The organism is Treponema brennaborense DSM 12168 (genome assembly GCF_000212415.1).
Classification (GTDB): domain Bacteria; phylum Spirochaetota; class Spirochaetia; order Treponematales; family Treponemataceae; genus Treponema_F; species Treponema_F brennaborense.
Genome location: NC_015500.1, coordinates 2768374 through 2785729, shown reverse-complemented (window position 1 = coordinate 2785729; position 17356 = coordinate 2768374). Strand labels below are relative to the sequence as shown.

The following is a 17356-nucleotide window of genomic DNA, read 5'->3' as shown; positions in this document are numbered from 1 at the left end:
AAAGCATACCGCGCAGGATCCGTCCGGCGTAATCATGAGGAGCTTTAGATGACAGGAATCCCTCTCGGCGAACGCTACAAATGCTATTTCGGTGAATTGGCAAAACTGGCGCAGGCCGCGGATAAAATTGACGAAACGAACGTATATCAGGCAGCGAATCCGGGAACCCGTAAAATTATGGACGCCATGCTTAAAGACAATCTGCTCGACGGTTCCCGGCTCGAAGGCTGCGGGCATTTTAAAGATTTTTTGGATAAACTTCAGGCCGGCAAACGCGGTCTCATACTGATGGAACATTACAGCAACATGGATTTGCCCGCGCTGTGTTATCTGCTGGAACACGACGGCGGAGACTTCGGTACGGAAGTTTCAAATCGGCTGGTCGCGATCGCGGGTATGAAATTGAACGAAGCGAACCCGATGGTAAAAGCCTGGGCGGAAGGTTTTACCCGGATCGTCATCTATCCCAGCCGCAGTTTGGCTGCGCATACCGATCCGGACGAACGCGCTGCGGAAGAAGCGAAAAGCCGCAAGATAAACATGGCGTCCATGCGCGCCATGGACGCGGCGAAACGCAACGGTCAGGCTATTTTGGTGTTCCCGAGCGGAACGCGCTACCGGCCGGGAAAACCCGAAACCAAACGCGGCCTGCGCGAGATCGATTCGTATTTGCGCATGTTCGATGTCATGATACTCGTGTCCATAAACGGCAACTGTCTGCGCATCAATCCGGCCGAGCCTGAAAACATGCTGGCCGATTTGGTCGTGCAGGACGTCGTCATCATGTCGGCAAGTCCCGTCATTGAATGCAAAAAATTCCGCAACGAAGTGATCGATTCGTTGGGCGAAAATCCCGAAATCCGGGGCATCGATCCCAAACAGAAGACCGTCGACCGCGTTATGGAACTGCTCGACGAACAGCACGCGCGCTACGATTCCGTCCGCCGGCAGTCGCTGGAAGCGCTCGGCCGAGAGAATCCCGACGCGGAATTCGGTCTATAACCTGATGCGGGCGGCGTGTGCGTGGCCCGCGAGTCCTTCCGTCTCTCCCAAAATGCTTGCCGCTTCCGCGGAAGCGTGAAACCCTGCGGATTCGCCTTTCGTCCGAAGCGTCGTAACCGTTTTCAGAAAACAGCGTACTGAAAGCCCGCCCGTAAAACGCGCCGACGTCGACGTCGGCAGCGTGTGATTCAGTCCCGCCGCGTAGTCGCCCAGAACTTCGGCCGAACCGTGTCCGATGAAAAGCGAACCGTAATTGCGGACGCTTGCCGCCAGCGCGTCGAGCGCCGGCCCTGCTTCGAGTGCCAGTTCAAGATGTTCCGGCGCTTTTTTATCCGCAATGCGGGCGGCCTGTTCGAGCGAATCCGTTATGATGATCAGGCCGTGCCGTTCGATGCTGGTGCGGGCTATTTCGGCAGTGGCGAGCGCGGCGAGTTGTTTTTCAAGTTCCGCGCTCACGTTGCGGGCAAGCGCCGCGTCCGGCGTCGCGAGGACGGCTTGCGCGTCGGGGTCGTGTTCGGCTTGTGCGAGCATGTCCGCCGCGATCCATGCCGGATTCGCCGTGGAATCGGCAATGATGAATACTTCGGTAGGACCCGCGATCATGTCGATGCCGGCGGTGCCGTACACTTGGCGCTTGGCTTCCGCGACGAATTTATTCCCCGGGCCGACGATGACGTCGCAGCGCGGTATCGATTCCGTACCGTACGCCATGGCGGCGATCGCCTGCGCGCCGCCGCAGGCAAACACGCGGTGTACGCCGCACAAGGCGGCGGCGGCCATGATGCCTTCGTCCGCATAGGGAAGCGTTTTATCGTTGGGATGCGGGCGCGGCGGCGTGCACAGGACGACTTCACCGCAGCCGGCTGCGATCGCCGGCGCGGAAGCCATGATTACCGTTGAAAGCAGCGGAAACCGGCCGGCGGGAACGTACAAGCCGGCGCGATCGACGGCTATCGTGCGCTGTCCGGTGATGATTCCCGGTTCCAGTTCCGCTTCAAAGTTCGTGAACGATTCCCGCTGTTTGAGTGCGAAGCGCAGCGCGAGATCATGCGAATAACACAACGCGCCGTGCAGCGCCGCGTTCTCCGCTTCAAGCCGCCGTACGGCGCAGTCGAGATCGCTCTGCGCTATTTGGAACGAGTGCGGATCGGCCCGGTCGAATTTTCGTGCGAATTCGTGCAGGGCGGCGTCTTTGTCCGTTCGCACGCGGCGGAGAATATCCGAAACGGTTGCTTCCGTATCTTTTTCAAATATACGGGGCTCAAAAAACGCGGCGGGCAGCTGCGCCGCCGGTACGGTTTTAATCGCGGTCACGGCGCGCTCCTATTTTTTGTGGCGACGGTCGAGTTCGTCGAGCACGTCTTGCCAGGTAACTTTTTCCTGATACATCAGAACGCTTACGAAGTACAGCAAGTCGGCGCATTCCCATACGGTTTCGCTTTTGTCTTCGGCTTCGATCAGTTCTTCGGCTTCTTCTTCAATTTTTTCGCGAACCCGTTTCGCGTCGAGTGTCGCGGTGTACGAACCGGGCCGCGGATCGGCGAACCGTTCCGAAATGGTGCCGTAAAGGCGTTCGAGCGTTGAAGCGGCGCCGGCTTCGGCGGTAAAGCACGTCCAGCTGCCGGTGTGGCAGACGGGGCCGTGCGGTACGACCGTCGCGAGCACCGTGTCCCGGTCGCAATCGGCCCGTAATTTGATTACTTCCAGGTAATTTCCCGAGTGTTCGCCTTTCGTCCACAGGACGTTGCGCGTCCGGCTCCAAAACGTGAGTTTTCCGCTGTCGAACGTTTTGGCGAACGCTTCTCGGTTCGCGTAGCCCATCATCAGCACTTCGCCGGAAACGCTTTGCGCAATGACGGGGATCATATCCACTTTTTGCCAGTTGAGACATGCGACGAACGCGTCTTTGAGCGCCACTGCGCCGGTGTACAGCGCCATGCCCAGCTGCACGTCGCAGCCCATCCGTTCAAGTTCGGCAATTTCTTCTACGCTCGAAACACCGCCGGCGACAACCAGCCTGCACGAAACGGTGTTACGCAGTTTCCCGACTTGTTCCATGTCGATGCCTGTCATGCAGCCTTCGCGCTCCACGCAGGTAAAAAGCAGTTCCGATGCGTATTTTTCGGCGGCGGCGGCGCCTTCTGCAAGCGGGATGCCGGCCGTTTCCGTCCAGCCTTTTACCGCGATGTTTCCGTTTATTGCGTCTACGGAAATGATAATGCGCTGTCTGCCGATCGCTTCGGTAAGTTCATCAAGAAACGCCGTATTCAAAACGGGATCGGCCGGAGCCGCACGGTGCGCGTTGAATGCGGCCGAACCGACGATTACTTTTTCTGCGCCGAGTGAAACGAGTTCTTTCGCTTTTTTTACGTCGCGAATACCGCCGCCGACGCGTACGTTTCCGCTGCGTAAAAGGCTTTTCAGCATTTCGGTGTTGGCGGTGGTTCCTTTTGCCGTCGTATTGCCGAGCGCCGCGTCAAGGTCGATGATCGCCGTTTCTCCGTATCTGTTGAATTCCCGGATAAGGGCCGCCGCGTCGTTCCGTTCCAGAACCGGTTCCTTGCCGTTTTTAAGTTGAACGACTTTTCCGTCTTTTAAATCGATTGATGAAATTACCATACAGAAAGTGTAGCAGAAATTAAGAAATTGTACAACGTGAACGCGCTCCGTCCGATGCGGAGCCAGCGGCTCCCGTTTGCCGAAGTCATCAGGCGGAAGCTGCGCCGCCGCCGTATCAGTTTCTTTTTGTTGACAGATGTTTTACCGGCTGATATATTTATACAATGGAAACTTTTAAAGGTATTTCAGCTTCCGGCGGAACCGGCGCCGGGCCCGCGTTCGTCGTTCCGGAACCGGAGACCAGAGCCGTTCCCCAATATGCGGTGGCGGAAAACGATTGTGCCGCCGAATGGCAGCGTTTTGAAACGGCGCTGCAGACTGTGCATACCAAAATTGAAGCGATGCTTCCGGGTGCGGACGGCACTCAGACGGAAATTTTCCAGACGTATCTGCTGATGCTGAGCGATGCGGAATTCCTGAAACAAGTGCGCACGGAGTTCGAGCGTGCGCGGTATAACATCGAATATATACTTGACCGGAAAGTGACGGAAATGGCGGCCATGCTCAGGTCGTCGAACGATGCATATCTTTCCGAACGCGCCGCCGATATCTGCGACGTGTTCGGCCGGGTGTCCGACGAGCTGCTCGGTTATAAACCGTTCGACTTTGAAACGGTTCCCGACGGCGCGGTTATCGTTGCCCGTGCGGTCAATCCGTCGGACGCGGTGGTGCTGTCGCGCCGGAATATCAAAGGATTAGTCATAACGGAAGGCGGCACTTCGAGTCATCTGGCGATTCTGGCGCGCAATTATCAGGTTCCGGCCGTGTTCGGCATTCAGCACCTTTCGGCGCTGATCACGACCGGCCGGCAAGTGCTCGTCGATGGTACTGCCGGAACGGTAACGGTTGATCCGGATGCGGCGACGCTCGAGCGGTTTAACTCGGCCGCACGGGCCGAAAGCGTGCATCGCGCAAAGCTTGCGCAGTATCGTTTCCGGCGCGCCGTTACTGAAGACGGTACCGAATTGCAGCTGTATGCGAATATCGGACTGCCCGAAGAAGCCCAAATTGCGCTGGACGAAGGCGCGGACGGCATCGGTTTGTTCCGTACCGAATTCCTGTTCATGGGAGCCGTTCAGTCGGCAAAAAAACAGGGGGCGTCCGGCGTTCATTCGGTTTCCGAAGAAGCGCAGTTCAACGCGTACAAGCAAGTGCTTGAAACGATGGGGGACAAGCCGGTTACGATACGGACGCTCGACGCGGGCGGCGATAAACTGATAAAATCGGCGGGAATTCCGGTTTCGGAAGAAAAGAATCCGCTGCTGGGGAGCCGCGCGATCAGGCTGACGCTTGCGCATCCGGCGCTTTTTAAAAGACAGCTGCGCGCGTTGTACCGTGCGAGCGCGTTCGGCAATCTGAAAATCATGCTGCCGCTGGTAACCCATCCGGCACAGGTAAAAGAAACGCTTGCGCTCATAGCGGACGTTAAGGCGGAACTTGCGGCTGAAGGCCACGCGTTCGCCGCCGATACGCCGGTCGGTATAATGGTTGAAACGGCCGCCGCCGCGGTTACTGCGGATATATTTGCCGAACAGTGCCGGTTCTTTTCAATAGGAACGAACGATCTTACCCAATATACGCTCGGCATAGATCGTGAAAATTCCGCCGTGGCGCCGCTGTACGACGAACGGAATATCGCGGTGCTCCGGCTTATCAAGCATACGGTGGACAGTGCCGCAAAAGCGGGTATTCCCGTTTCGGTGTGCGGAGAAATGGCCGGAGATCCCGAAGGCGCGCTGCTGCTTGCCGGAATGGGCGTCCGCTCGCTCAGCATGGCGCCGGTGCGGATTACCGCGTTAAAGGAACTGTTTGCGTCGCACTCCATGGCGGAATTGCAGAAAAAGGCCGCGGCGGCGTTTTTGCCGTAACGGGACGGTTTTGCGGATGTACGTATTCCGCATATAGCACGGCGGCGCTGCGGGAATCGGTCGGATTTTCGCAATCGTCGCACAGTATCAGGATTACTATATATGGAAGAATTTGATATAGCCGGTGATGCCGAACTTACGGCCGTCGGTGCAGCAGTTGATGCCGAAATTACGTCCGCCGCTGCGTCGGCTGATGCCGAAGTCGCGGCGGTGCCGGCGTTTGATGAAAATGCCGAATATCGCAATCTGCCGCTCGTCGTTATTGCGGGCAGACCGAACGTCGGTAAATCGACGCTTTTTAACCGAATACTCAGGAAAAGGCGCGCAATAACGGATCCGACGCCCGGCGTTACCCGCGATCCGATTGAAGAAACTGCTTTTATTAACGGATGTCCGGTGCGGCTGATGGATACCGGCGGTTTCAAACTCGACCGGGAAAACGGTACGATGGAAGCGCTGATGGACGAACTTGTGGTTGAACAGACGCTTCGGGCGCTCAAAAACGCCGATCTCGTATTGCTGCTGCTCGACGCCGGACTCGTTACCGGCGAAGACGAAGAGTTTATCGCGCTTTTGCGCCCGTACTGGCATAAAGTGATAGCCGCGGTAAATAAAACCGAAGGCGGGCGCCTTGAAGAGGAAGCGTGGAATTACATGCGGTTCGGATTCGATAATCTGCTGTTCATTTCCGCCGAGCACGGCGACCGGATTCCCGAATTAAGCGAATTGATCGTGAAAAACCTCGATTTTTCGCGTGTGGAGCGCGACGAATCGGCAAAGCCGATTCGCGTTGCGATCATGGGGAAACCGAACACCGGAAAGTCGACGCTTTCAAACAAGCTGACGCATACGCAGGCTTCCATCGTCTGCGACTACGCGGGTACTACGCGCGACGTCGTTGAAGGTTCGTTTACCTATCAGGATACGGCGTTTTTGGTTCTCGATACGGCCGGAATTCGGCGTAAAGCGCGCGTCAGTGAAAATATCGAATACTATTCGGTAAACCGCGCAATCAAGACGCTCGACGATACCGACGTAGTGTTCTTGATGATCGACGCACAGGAAGGTCTTGCCGAGCAGGATAAAAAAATCGCCGCACTCGCTTACGAACGGGGCCGCGGTGTGATTTTCGTGCTGAATAAATGGGATACGCAGGAGCAGGATCGGAAAACGCTGAAACGTGCGGAAGAAAACCTGAAAATCATGTTCGGCCATATGAGTTACGCGCCCGTCGTCGCAGTTTCGGCGCTTGAAGGAAAAGGATTTAAAAATCTGCTCAATACGGCGATCGAACTGTACGGGCAGCTGACCCGCAAAATCGAAACCGGCGTGCTGAATACGGCGCTCAAAGATTGGGTGTCCGCGTATCCGCCGCCGGCGAGCCGTGCTTCCCAGTTCAAAATACGGTATATGGTGCAGACGTCCGTCAATCCGGTTTCGTTTTTGCTGTTTGCAAGCCGGCCGGAAGTAGTGCCGGAAAGTTATCTTTCGTATCTGAAAAACAAAATCAGAAGCGATCTCGGATTCGACAAAATTCCGGTGCTGCTTGAGTTGAAGTCGAGCCGCAAAAAATGGGAAGACAGGGAACGCGGCTGATGGCGTCGTATTCGATCGGTGAAATTGAAGAAATAACCGGTGTAAAAGCGCACGTGCTGCGGTACTGGGAAGACGTAATTCCCGGTTTTGCACCGCGCAAAGATGTGAGCGGCCGCAGAGTGTACTCGAACCGCGACGTGCGCATGATCATGCGGCTTAAATATCTGATACAGGAACGGAAATTTACGATCGAAGGCGCCCGTTCCGAACTGATCGCCGAATCCGAATTATACGGTGCGTCCGGGCGCGGCAGTGCCGAAACGCTTGAACAGATTGCCGAAATACGGACGCTGCTGACCGACGCGTATCTGCGGGTGCATCGCCGGAATCGAGGCGATTCCGAAGGAAAAAACGGATGAATCACACTTTTTCTCATTTATTTGAAAATCTGCCGCCCGATGCGCAGAAAATAGTAAACGATTTTGACGACGTAGTGCAGAGCGTCCGGCCGCTTTCAAGCAAGCAGTTTCTGCATCTGCCGGAAGATATCCGCGGATTGTCTCACCGGCTTACCGACGAACGTTCCCGGCGGCGCGTCGGATATTTGAACGAAACCGCGGCTCTGACCGCGTACGTGCGGTATTTTCAGTGGTGGAATCTGGTGCGGCTGACGCGTCTGTTTGCAGGACTTGGGGAAGAATGTTTTTCCGTTCCCGACGACGGCGTGTGTCTGGACGTCGGTTCGGGTCCGCTGACCGTGCCGATCGCGTTGTGGCTTGCCCGTCCCGAACTGCGCGCGAAGAAACTGACGTGGTATTGTCTCGATTATTCGCAGAATGCGCTTGCGTTCGGTGAGGATATGTTTCTGGCCGTCGCGGCGCGCACGATCGCGGCTGCTGCGGCGCGCACGGGTACCGCAGCCGAGGTGCGTACGGTTGCCGCGCGCACGAGTGCTTCGTCCGAGCCGTGCGGGGAAGCAGACGCGGAACGATCCGGCGGGTGTCCTTGGAAAATAGTGCGCGTTAAAGGCGAGCTGGGTACGCAAATCCGCCGCCGCGCCGATTTTATCTCCTGCGCGAATATGTTTAACGAGGCGGTTCAGCTTTCCGGCAAACCGCCGGAATTTACGGCGAAAAAAGCGGCGGCGGAGCTGAGCGGATACGCTGCCGCCGGCGCGCGAATATTCGTAGTTGAACCGGGAATTCCGCCGGCCGCGCGATTTTTGTTCGCACTTCGCGACGCTTTGTTCAGAAAAAACTGTACGGTGCTTGCGCCGTGTCCCCGCGGAATGCAGCGCGCCGTTTCTCCCGAAGCGGGCACCGGAAGTTCGTGTCCTATGGATGCGCGGCGCGGCGGTAAATGGTGTCATTTCGTTTTTGCGGCGGAGTGCGCGCCGGCAAAATTACTAAAACTGTCGGCGGCCGCGCGGCTCCCCAAAGAGCGGGCGGCGTTGTCGTTTCTGCTGGTGCAAACCGAGTCGGCCGGTTCAAGGCAGCCCTGTGTGCAAACCGAGTCGGCCGGTTCATCCGCCGCTGCGGGGCGTTCCGCAAAAACTTGTTCTGCGGTAACCCGTTCATCCGTGAACCGTTCTGCCGGAACCCGTTCCGCCGCGCCGGCAGCCCTCTCGGGAAGCGTCGAACTGCGCGTCGCCTCCGATCCTATCCGTTTGCCCGGCGGCAGAACCGGTTATTACGCCTGTTCCCGGCTCGGCCTGACGCTCGCCGTGGAACGGCCGGCACCGTCGCAATCGCAGCCGTCCGATACGGTACGACCGCGTGCGATTTGTCCCGCTGTGGCGCCGAACGGCAGCGGACGTGCCGCGACCGAGTGTGCCGCCGTTACGCGTCCCGCCGCGGCTTGCCCCGTCTCTCCCGTTTCGGGAGACCTTATCGACGCGCCGCTTCCCAAATACGTGAAAACCGACGCAAAAAGCGGCGCGGTGGTCGTGGATTTGGCGTAACCGGTTTGCGTTCTTGTCAGACGAGGTTTTCGGGGTTCAGGCAGTCGAGTTCCGGCAGTACGAACCGGCCGTCTTTGCGTATCAGCACACCGTCGAAAAAGATTTCACCGCCGCCGTATTCGGGACGCTGAATCAGCACCAGATCCCAGTGAACGGCGGATCGGTTTCCGTTGTCGCACGATTCGTAAGCGTTTCCCGGCGTAAAGTGGATTGAACCGGTGATTTTTTCATCGAAAAGCGTTTCTTTCATCGGCTCGAGAATGTACGGATTCAGCCCGAACGAAAACTCTCCGACGTAGCGGGCTCCTTCGTCCGTGTCGAGCACCGCGTTCAGCCGCTTTGAATCGTTTGCGGACGCTTCGACTATTTTGCCGTTTTCAAATCGGAACGAAATGTTTTCATAAACGAATCCCGATTCGAGCGACGGCGTGTTGTACGAGATGACGCCGTTGACCGAATTGCGTACCGGCGCGGTGTATACTTCCCCGTCGGGAATATTGCGTTCACCGTCGCATTTGACCGGCGGTAATCCCTTGATGGAAAAAGAAATATCCGTTCCCGGCCCGGTAACGCGCACCGTATCGGTTTTTTTCATGAGCGCGGCCAGCCTGTCCATCGCGGCCGACATCTTCGCATAATCGAGCGTGCATACGTTGAAAAAGAAGTCTTCAAACGCCGCTTCGCTCATGTTGGCGAGCTGTGCCATCGAAGGCGTCGGCGCACGCAGAACGACCCAGCGCGTGTGATTGAGGCGCCGTTCCAAATGGACCGGATGATAATACACCGTATTGTATAAATCGAGTTTTTCCTGCGGAACGTCGCTCCAGGCGCTCAAGTTCTGCGGGGCGGTAAAACCGATAAAACAATCCATTCGGCTCATCTCGGCAAGTTCGATTTCAGCCCGAACGCGCAGCTGCTCTTTCGTGGCGTGAAGCAGCAGTTCCCGTTCGACCGTTTTGTCTTTAATAGACACGAACGGCAGCGCTCCCGCATCGTACGTTTCCCGAACGAGCGCCCGTACCAATTCAGGTACGCAGTTGTTCGCCTGAATCAGTACTTTTTCACCTTTTTGCGCGCGTACGGAATGTCTTATCAGATTTCGTGCGAGCGCGTCCATTCTGGGGTCTTTCATACAGCCTCCGCAATTACTATAGAAAATTTTCGTCGGGTGTGCAACGGGGCGCATCGCGGCGTCCGGAAGCCGCCTGTTCGAGCCGCATTTGCGCTGCGTGCGGCTGTTCCCCAAGGCGGCGTTTTGCGGTATACTGGTATACATGAAACGGCCCAATATTTTGCTGATAATGGCAGATCAGTTTCGGGGAGACTGCCTCGGATTCGCCGGACATCCGGACGTGAAAACTCCGTATCTCGACACGCTTGCCGCGCGGGGCGTGTCGTTCGACAACGCGTACAGTGCGTGTCCGAGCTGCATCGCAGCGCGCGCTGCGTTCCATACCGGATTGGATCAGCGGCATCACGGCCGCGTCGGTTACGAAGACAATGTTCCGTGGCGGTACGAGCACACGCTTGCCGGCGAACTTTCCGCGGCGGGTTATTATACGCAGTGCGTCGGAAAAATGCACGTGCATCCGCTGCGCAATTACTTGGGCTTCCACAACGTGGAACTGCACGACGGATACCTGCACGCCGCGCGGTACGGTTCCGTCGCTTGGACGGAATCGCAAAAGCAGGCTGACGATTATTTTCACTGGTTGCGGAACGAAGGCGGCGTGGATGCCGACGTAACCGATACGGGACTTGAGTGCAACAGCTGGCTTTCGCGTCCCTGGATCTATCCTGAAAAACTGCACCCGACGAATTGGGTAACCGATCGCAGCATTGATTTTCTGCGCCGAAAAGATCCCGATAAACCGTTTTTTCTGATGGCGTCGTATCTGAAACCGCATCCGCCGTTCGATCCGCCCGAATATTATCTGAATTTATATTTGCATAAAACGCTTTCGTCGCCGGCGCTCGGCAACTGGGAAACGGACGACGCGCTGCGTTCCCAAGGCCGCGTTTTCGATTCAAAATGCGGCCCGTCGGATTCCGAATTGCTGCATCAGATGCAGGCCGGTTATTACGGATGCATTACGCATCTCGATCATCAAATCGGGCGGCTGATTCAGGCGCTGGTGGAATATGAAGTATACGACGATACGGTCATTCTGTTTACCGCCGATCACGGAGAGGAATTGGGCGACCATCACTTGTTCCGGAAGTCGCGCGCGTATGAAGGCAGTTCACGTATTCCGTTCATCGTGTCCGCGCCCGAATCGCTGATTCCGGGTATCAATCGCGGCGGCGTGAGTCACGCGGTAACGGAATTGCGCGACGTGATGCCGACGCTGCTCGACATTGCCGGTGCGCCGTGCCCGGAAACGGACGGAGAAAGCGTGCTGCCGCTGGTGTGCGGAACGCAGCGCGCGCTGCGCGGATATCTGCACGGCGAGCATTCGTACGGTGCGCTTTCCGCCCATTGGATCGTTACGGAAACCGATAAATTCATCTGGTACAGTGAAACCGGTGAAGAACAGTATTTTTGTCTTGAAACGGATCCGTACGAATCGGATAACCGTATCGCGGACAAAGCGGCCGCGGCGCGCGTTGCCGAACTGCGCCGGATTCTGATACGGGAATTGGACGGCCGCCCGGAAGGTTTTACCGACGGTTCGGTGCTCGTCGCGGGTCGTCCGTATCCGCCGACGCTCGCCGTTTCCCAAAACCGTATCTGACGGTGCGCTTACCGCGTGCGCGCGATTTCCGTGAGGCGGGGAAGGCAGGAATCGAAAAAATCGACGTATGCGGAGCAGAAATAGTTGCGCGGAAACGCCGGAGCGGGTGAACGGCTTTCGTGTATCGGAAAGTCGTCCGCGCCGGAATGTTTTTCTGCGGCGGCCGTTCCGGCGTTCATTATACGATGCCGCTTGCAGCCGCCCCTGCACAGCGTAAAATAACGGCACGCAAGGCATTCGTTTGCCGGCGGCTTTGATTCTTCTATAAAAAGCAGTTTTTTACGCGCCGCATCCAATTCGGCAAAAGAGGCCGAATCGATAGTGCCGAGCCTGTATTCGTCGAGTGCGTAAAAATCGCACGGATATATGCTGCCGTCCGATTCGGCGACGTACTGTATCGAGCAAACGCCGCCCATGTCGCAGGCTTCCGGTGCGTTGCCTTGCAGAATGGACAGATAGTTGTCGAATTGGCGGATGGAAATGTACCGGCCTTTTTTCAAATCTTCGTACCACAATCCGAATAACCGTTTCAGGAATTTTCCGTACGCTGCCGCCGTAAGCGGATACGGTTTCGTATCAGGTACCGTGCCGCCCGTTTTTTTCTGCGGCGCTCCGAGCGGTGCAAGGCACGGAATGAATTGCAGATATTTGAACCGGCGTTTTCTGAAAAAACGGTATACGTCGTCGACCCGTTCGGCCGTTCGATTCGTAACGACAGTCAGAATATTAAAGTCCGCTCCTGCCCGTGAAAGCGTGTCGGCGGCGGCGATTACCGCGTCGTACGTGGGTTTTCCGGCGGAATCCGGCCGGTGCGCGTTGTGAATTTCAGGCGGTCCGTCGAGGGACAGTCCTGCGAGTATGCGGTTACTGCGGAAAAACTCGGCCCATTCGGCCGTTACGGCAAGCCCGTTCGTTTGAAACGCATAGCGGACGGGGAGTCGTTTTACGTTGTACCGCTGCACGAGTTCCAGCGCTTTTTGAAAGAACGGCAAACCGGCGAGCGTCGGTTCTCCGCCCTGAAACGCGATCATGCAGCCGCCGTCCGCATACGCGAACGTTTTCATGATAAGCGTTTCAAGCGTCCGTTCGCTCATCGGGTGCGGCTGCGGTACGGTTCGCCGGTATGTGATGTCGCGGTAAAAGCAGTACGGACACTTCATATTGCAGGCACCGGAAACCGGTTTTATCAGGAGACTGACGGGCGGCATATCGGCATTCCTCCGTGTGTCGTAAACGGCTGCGGGACGCGTGAGCCGTTGTCGGCGCGTGCATCCCGCGTGTGCAGGTTTGCACATCGATTACAGGTTTGCGCATCGATTACGGCGCGGCTGCGCGGCTTCGGAATATCGGCGCGCGCATCCCGCGTTTATCCGCATGTGCGTTCTAGATTTTATACCATTTGATTTCGTTTGCGTCCAGCGCCAGATCGAAGCTCGTACCGTCGCCGCGGAACACCGTGGTGGTTTGCGGTTCGTACGTGTTGTTCACCACGCAATATTTGCCGTTTTTAACGTACGCGTGCACTTCAACGTTGCAGTTCGTGCTGAACCAGGTGTTGAGTTTGTCTTCCGAACGGGTGCTCCACAAAACCGCGCGGTACAGAAGCCGGTTGTTTTCAAAGCTGTACGGCAAGCCGCTGATATAAACGGCGCGTCCCGCACCGTAGCCGTTGACAGCCAGCTGTACTTCTTTGTCTTTCTGCACCAGAATTTCGGCTCCCGCAAGTGCGTACATGCTTTTTTTGCCTTCGCCGAAATCGATATCCGTACTGTCTTCGGTAATAAAATGCGCGCGGCTGTCCCAGTTGTATTTATCGTAGTTGAGCGTAAAGCCGGTTTCTTTTTCCACGCCGAGTACGTCGGCAAGCTGAATGAACCGCCCCTGATACTGATGTCCGGCCGGTTCTCCGACGCCGATAAAGCCGCCGCCGTTCCAGACGAATCGTTTGACCGCCGCGACGATTGCCGGATCTTCCCAGTTGGAACCGCCGGTATGCGCGGTGTCGCCGTCTCCTACGTTGATAATCACGTCGATGCCGTCGAGTACGGCGGAGTCGGCGCGGATATCGTCGAAGCTGATAAACCGCACGTCGAACGGCGCGCCGGACAGCGCTTCAATAACGCCGGCGTAGCTGTAGTTCTGTTTCTGATACAGCGCGTGATGCACCATGTGGCATCCCCAGGCGCGCATTTTGCCCCAGCTGTTGAGCACGGCGACCGTTTTGACGCAGTACGGCGTCGTACCTTTGATGTTTTCATACAGCGTGCGGAATTCGTCGCACACGCTCTGCACGTAGTCGATGAATTCGGGAAAATCGAGCGCCAATTTCAGGTAGCCGCCGTAGCCGATGCGGTCGATCGGTTTGCGCAGTATGGCGCGCCGTGCCGTTACCCAGTTGACTTTGGCTTCTTTGACCGGGTCGCCGCCTTCGTGGAAGGTATCGGGAAAAAAGTACGGCAGAAATCGCCCTTCGGTATATTTGACGCCGGGAATATCGCTTATCAGGCGGAGCGTGCTGCCGTTTCCGACGCTTCCGACGACGGAATCGAGCCCGATCGTTTTGAATTCTTCCATAAACGGTTCCGTTCCGATCCAGTGGTCGCCCAAAAACATCATGGCTTCTTTGCCGCATTCGTGGGTAATGTCTACCATTTCTTTGGCGAGTTTCGCCACTTCACGGCGCTGGAAGGCCTGAAAATCCTTGAACTGTTTCGACGGAACGCGGTATTGATTGTTAAAATAGCCTTGATCGATAATGTATTCGGGACGGAACGGATAGCCGGCTTCTTTTTCAAACCGGTCGAGGATATACGGTGAAACCGACGCGGAATATCCGTACCAGTCCACGAATTTTTCACGGGCGAGTTCGTCGAATACGAGCGTGAATTGGTGAAAGAACGTCGTATAACGGATAACGTCTACGTACGGGTGTTCCGCAATGAATGTGCGCAGACGCCGCATCGTGTACTCGTGCGTTTTGGGCTGCCGGACGTCGAACGTGATCTGATGTTCGACGTTTTTCCAGCCGTTGACGACCGCGTTGTACATGTGCACCGGATCCCACATGATGAACGCTAAAAAACTGACCGTGTACGAATGGAACGGCAGTGCGCCGGGGATAACGACGCATCCCGTTTTCTCATTGTACGTCCACTCGGAAACGGGGACGACGGTTCCCGCCGTCCTGTCTATCACTTCCCACCACCGTTCCTTGTCTTTGGGGTTTACTTTGAGCATGTCGGGATACAATCCTTTCATCAGCTCGATGCGGAGTGCTCCTTCGGGTGCCGAATAAAACGGCGTCATCAGGTACATCTGCTGAATTTCATCGGGGTTCGCGTTTGCCCAGGCGTTGTCTTTGCGGGTGGTGTAATACGTCGAATAGATTTTCGCATCGGCGTCTTTGAGTTCCTGCGGAAAATCGGTTCCGTCGCAGTCCCGTATCGCGTCGGCGCCCCATTTTTTGAGAATTTCAAGCGTCTGCGGAACGACGTCCAAATCGGTCGGAATCGTAACGCGGCCCCGCATATTTTTTGAGTTCATATTTTCTCCTATTGTTCCAAACGAGCGGCCTTTCGGCCGGCCCGTAATATCCGTTTCCCTATACATTCTCGCGCGGGGATAACCGTCAGCCTTTCAGCCCGCCCATCAGAATGTTTGGCGGGCGTGTCGTTGACCGGGATAACCGTCAGCCTTTCAGCCCGCCCATCGAAATGCCTTTGGTCAGGTTTTTCTGCACGAAGCAGTACAAAATCAGCACCGGCAGCATGACGATGACCAAACCTGCGTACAGACGCCCGTAGTCGGTCGCGACTTTCGCTTCCTGCATGATACTCAACAGTCCGACCGGCAGCGTCCGTTTCGTATCGGTGATGAGGAACGTCTGCGCCACCAGATATTCGTTCCAGTATGCAAGAAATTGAAACAGAATGACCGTCAGAATGCTTGGCAGTGAAAGCGGTACGATGATGCGCAGCAGAATGCCCCAGTTCGTACAGCCGTCGATGCGGGCCGCTTCCTCATAGCCGGTCGGCAGTGAAGCCAAAAATCCTGAAAGCAGGTAGATCGAAAACGGTACGCTCGTTACCGCGTTGATGACGGCGACCGTCACCAAGTTGTCGGTCAGCAGCAAGCCGTTTCCGAAGACCGTTTTGCTGACGCCGTTTATCATCAGATAGATCGGATACACGATGTAGTTTACGTTGATGAACAATCCCGCCATCATCAGCAGACGCAGAAAATTCCGCAGTTTGAAATGGTACCGCGTCAGAACGTACGAACACGGAATGACCAGTATGACGAGCAGTGTCATAGAGAGCGCGGTAACCATCAGCGAATTCAGAAAATAGTCTCCCATGTGCGCGGCCAGCCACGCGTTTTTATAGTTTACGAACTGCGGTACCGCCGGCAGCGAAAACGGGCTTTGTCTGATTTCCGCGCTGGTTTTGAACGACGATATGATCGACCACAAAATGGGATACGCGAATAGTACGGTGAAAACACCGAGCAGCAGATAAGCGAAAAGATGCGTTCTGAAGTATCTGCTTGCAGTCATTTCCGGCTTCAATAGCGTTGCGGTTCTTGATTTCTTTTCCATATACTGCTCCTTGTTAATCAAGCGGATCTTTTTCCGTCAGTTTATTGACGATGAGCGCGATTCCGTACGCAAAAACGAACAGTACGGTTCCGATCGCCATCGCGTAGCCGAACGAACCGTTCGCGCGCTGTTTGCTCATATAGACGAGCAGCACGTTGCTTGCACCGTCGGGAGCTCCGTTGGTCATTGCCGTAACGAACAGGAAACTCATGTTTATGGTGCTGATGATAAAGAACGTCAGCGTTACGCGGATTACCTGCCAGGTGAGCGGCAGCGTGATGATGAAAAACTGCTTGAATTTCGTCGCTCCGTCGAGGCTCGCGCTTTCATATAATTCGTCTGAAATGGAATCCATTCCCGCAATGTACATGACCATATAATAACCGATAGCCTGCCAAATCATGGCGATTGCTATGGCGTACACGACTTTGTTCGGATCTCCCAACACGCCGGTATATTCTTTTCCGAACAATCTGACGATCGGACCTAAAATGCCGTAATCGCTCGAATAAAACATGTAGAAAATGGCGGAAATGACGACGATTGAAAGTATATTCGGTATATAAAACAATATTCTGAAGAAAGATTGTCCTTTGAGTTTTCCTTTTGCCAAAATACTGGCAAACAGCAGGGCAAGAATGAACGTTACCGCGGTAACCAGAACGATAAGGATCAGCGTGTTCTTAAATGAAAGCCAAAATTGACTGTCCTGAAAAAGGATCTGATAGTTTTTCAGACCGTAAAACGTTTTTTTTCCCAATAATCCGTTCCACTGAACGAACGACAGTCCGAACATGTTGAAAATGGGATATACGACGAAAATCAGATATAAAATGAAAGTCGGAATGGTGCAGGTACAGATAAAACGCTTCGTAGCGGCATCATTTTTCATCCGGGGGCAAGGTGCTGTTTTCATACTGATTTGACTCCTGTTACGCTAAAAAAAGACCCCGCGTACAAAGAAGCTGTCCGAAACCTCGTTCAGTCAACCCGTTCGTACGGACCGGGGTCTTCCGGCCGTGCAGGCAAAGGCCGCAGC

13 protein-coding genes are annotated in these 17356 nt (G+C 55.6%); 6 read left to right on the top strand and 7 right to left on the bottom strand.

Annotation, left to right across the window (positions count from 1 at the left end; translation table 11 throughout):
- Positions 1-48 precede the first annotated feature (48 nt).
- Positions 49-1002, top strand: coding sequence for a 1-acyl-sn-glycerol-3-phosphate acyltransferase (locus tag TREBR_RS12195; RefSeq protein WP_013759473.1), 954 nt, complete (start codon positions 49-51; stop codon positions 1000-1002).
- On the opposite strand, the gene hisD is transcribed toward TREBR_RS12195, so the two are convergent.
- Both hisD and hisIE read right to left on the bottom strand, forming a co-directional pair.
- A complete protein-coding gene (gene hisD, locus TREBR_RS12190) occupies positions 997-2316 on the bottom strand; it encodes a histidinol dehydrogenase (protein ID WP_013759472.1) in 1320 nt (439 codons plus the stop codon). The genes TREBR_RS12195 and hisD overlap by 6 nt on opposite strands.
- Positions 2317-2325: 9 nt before the next feature.
- Positions 2326-3621 (bottom strand): bifunctional phosphoribosyl-AMP cyclohydrolase/phosphoribosyl-ATP diphosphatase HisIE, encoded by a 1296-nt coding sequence (gene hisIE, locus TREBR_RS12185; protein WP_013759471.1) that lies wholly within the window; start codon positions 3619-3621, stop codon positions 2326-2328.
- A gap of 164 nt (positions 3622-3785) precedes the next feature.
- On the opposite strand from hisIE, the gene ptsP reads away from it, so the two are divergent.
- The 4 genes from ptsP to TREBR_RS12165 all read left to right on the top strand — a co-directional run bounded on the left by ptsP (position 3786) and on the right by TREBR_RS12165 (position 8985).
- On the top strand, positions 3786-5489 hold the full coding sequence (gene ptsP, locus TREBR_RS12180) for a phosphoenolpyruvate--protein phosphotransferase (RefSeq protein ID WP_013759470.1): 1704 nt from the start codon (positions 3786-3788) through the stop codon (positions 5487-5489).
- A gap of 102 nt (positions 5490-5591) precedes the next feature.
- Positions 5592-7085 carry a ribosome biogenesis GTPase Der gene (der, locus tag TREBR_RS12175; protein ID WP_013759469.1) on the top strand — a complete coding sequence of 498 codons (1494 nt, stop codon included), beginning with the start codon at positions 5592-5594 and terminating at the stop codon, positions 7083-7085.
- On the top strand, positions 7061-7444 hold the full coding sequence (locus tag TREBR_RS12170; RefSeq protein ID WP_013759468.1) for a MerR family transcriptional regulator: 384 nt from the start codon (positions 7061-7063) through the stop codon (positions 7442-7444). Before der ends, TREBR_RS12170 begins: the two co-directional genes overlap by 25 nt.
- Complete coding sequence (locus tag TREBR_RS12165; RefSeq protein ID WP_013759467.1) at positions 7441-8985, top strand: small ribosomal subunit Rsm22 family protein; 1545 nt, start codon at positions 7441-7443, stop codon at positions 8983-8985. The genes TREBR_RS12170 and TREBR_RS12165 overlap by 4 nt, the downstream gene beginning before the upstream one ends.
- A 16-nt stretch (positions 8986-9001) precedes the next feature.
- On the opposite strand, the gene TREBR_RS12160 is transcribed toward TREBR_RS12165, so the two are convergent.
- Complete coding sequence (locus tag TREBR_RS12160) at positions 9002-10117, bottom strand: aminopeptidase (RefSeq protein WP_013759466.1); 1116 nt, start codon at positions 10115-10117, stop codon at positions 9002-9004.
- 142 nt (positions 10118-10259) lie between these two features.
- On the opposite strand from TREBR_RS12160, the gene TREBR_RS12155 reads away from it, so the two are divergent.
- Entirely contained in the window at positions 10260-11720 is a 1461-nt protein-coding gene (locus tag TREBR_RS12155) for an arylsulfatase (protein WP_013759465.1), read from the top strand.
- An 8-nt stretch (positions 11721-11728) separates the two neighbouring features.
- Here TREBR_RS12155 and TREBR_RS12150 read toward each other — a convergent pair whose 3' ends face one another.
- The 4 genes from TREBR_RS12150 to TREBR_RS12135 all read right to left on the bottom strand — a co-directional run bounded on the left by TREBR_RS12150 (position 11729) and on the right by TREBR_RS12135 (position 17233).
- Complete coding sequence (locus TREBR_RS12150) at positions 11729-12928, bottom strand: radical SAM/SPASM domain-containing protein (RefSeq protein ID WP_013759464.1); 1200 nt, start codon at positions 12926-12928, stop codon at positions 11729-11731.
- A gap of 175 nt (positions 12929-13103) precedes the next feature.
- Entirely contained in the window at positions 13104-15263 is a 2160-nt protein-coding gene (gene gnpA, locus TREBR_RS12145) for a 1,3-beta-galactosyl-N-acetylhexosamine phosphorylase (RefSeq protein WP_013759463.1), read from the bottom strand.
- Between the two features lie 145 nt (positions 15264-15408).
- Entirely contained in the window at positions 15409-16317 is a 909-nt protein-coding gene (locus TREBR_RS12140; RefSeq protein ID WP_013759462.1) for a carbohydrate ABC transporter permease, read from the bottom strand.
- Between the two features lie 13 nt (positions 16318-16330).
- On the bottom strand, positions 16331-17233 hold the full coding sequence (locus tag TREBR_RS12135; protein WP_013759461.1) for a carbohydrate ABC transporter permease: 903 nt from the start codon (positions 17231-17233) through the stop codon (positions 16331-16333).
- Between the last annotated feature and the right edge of the window lie 123 nt (positions 17234-17356).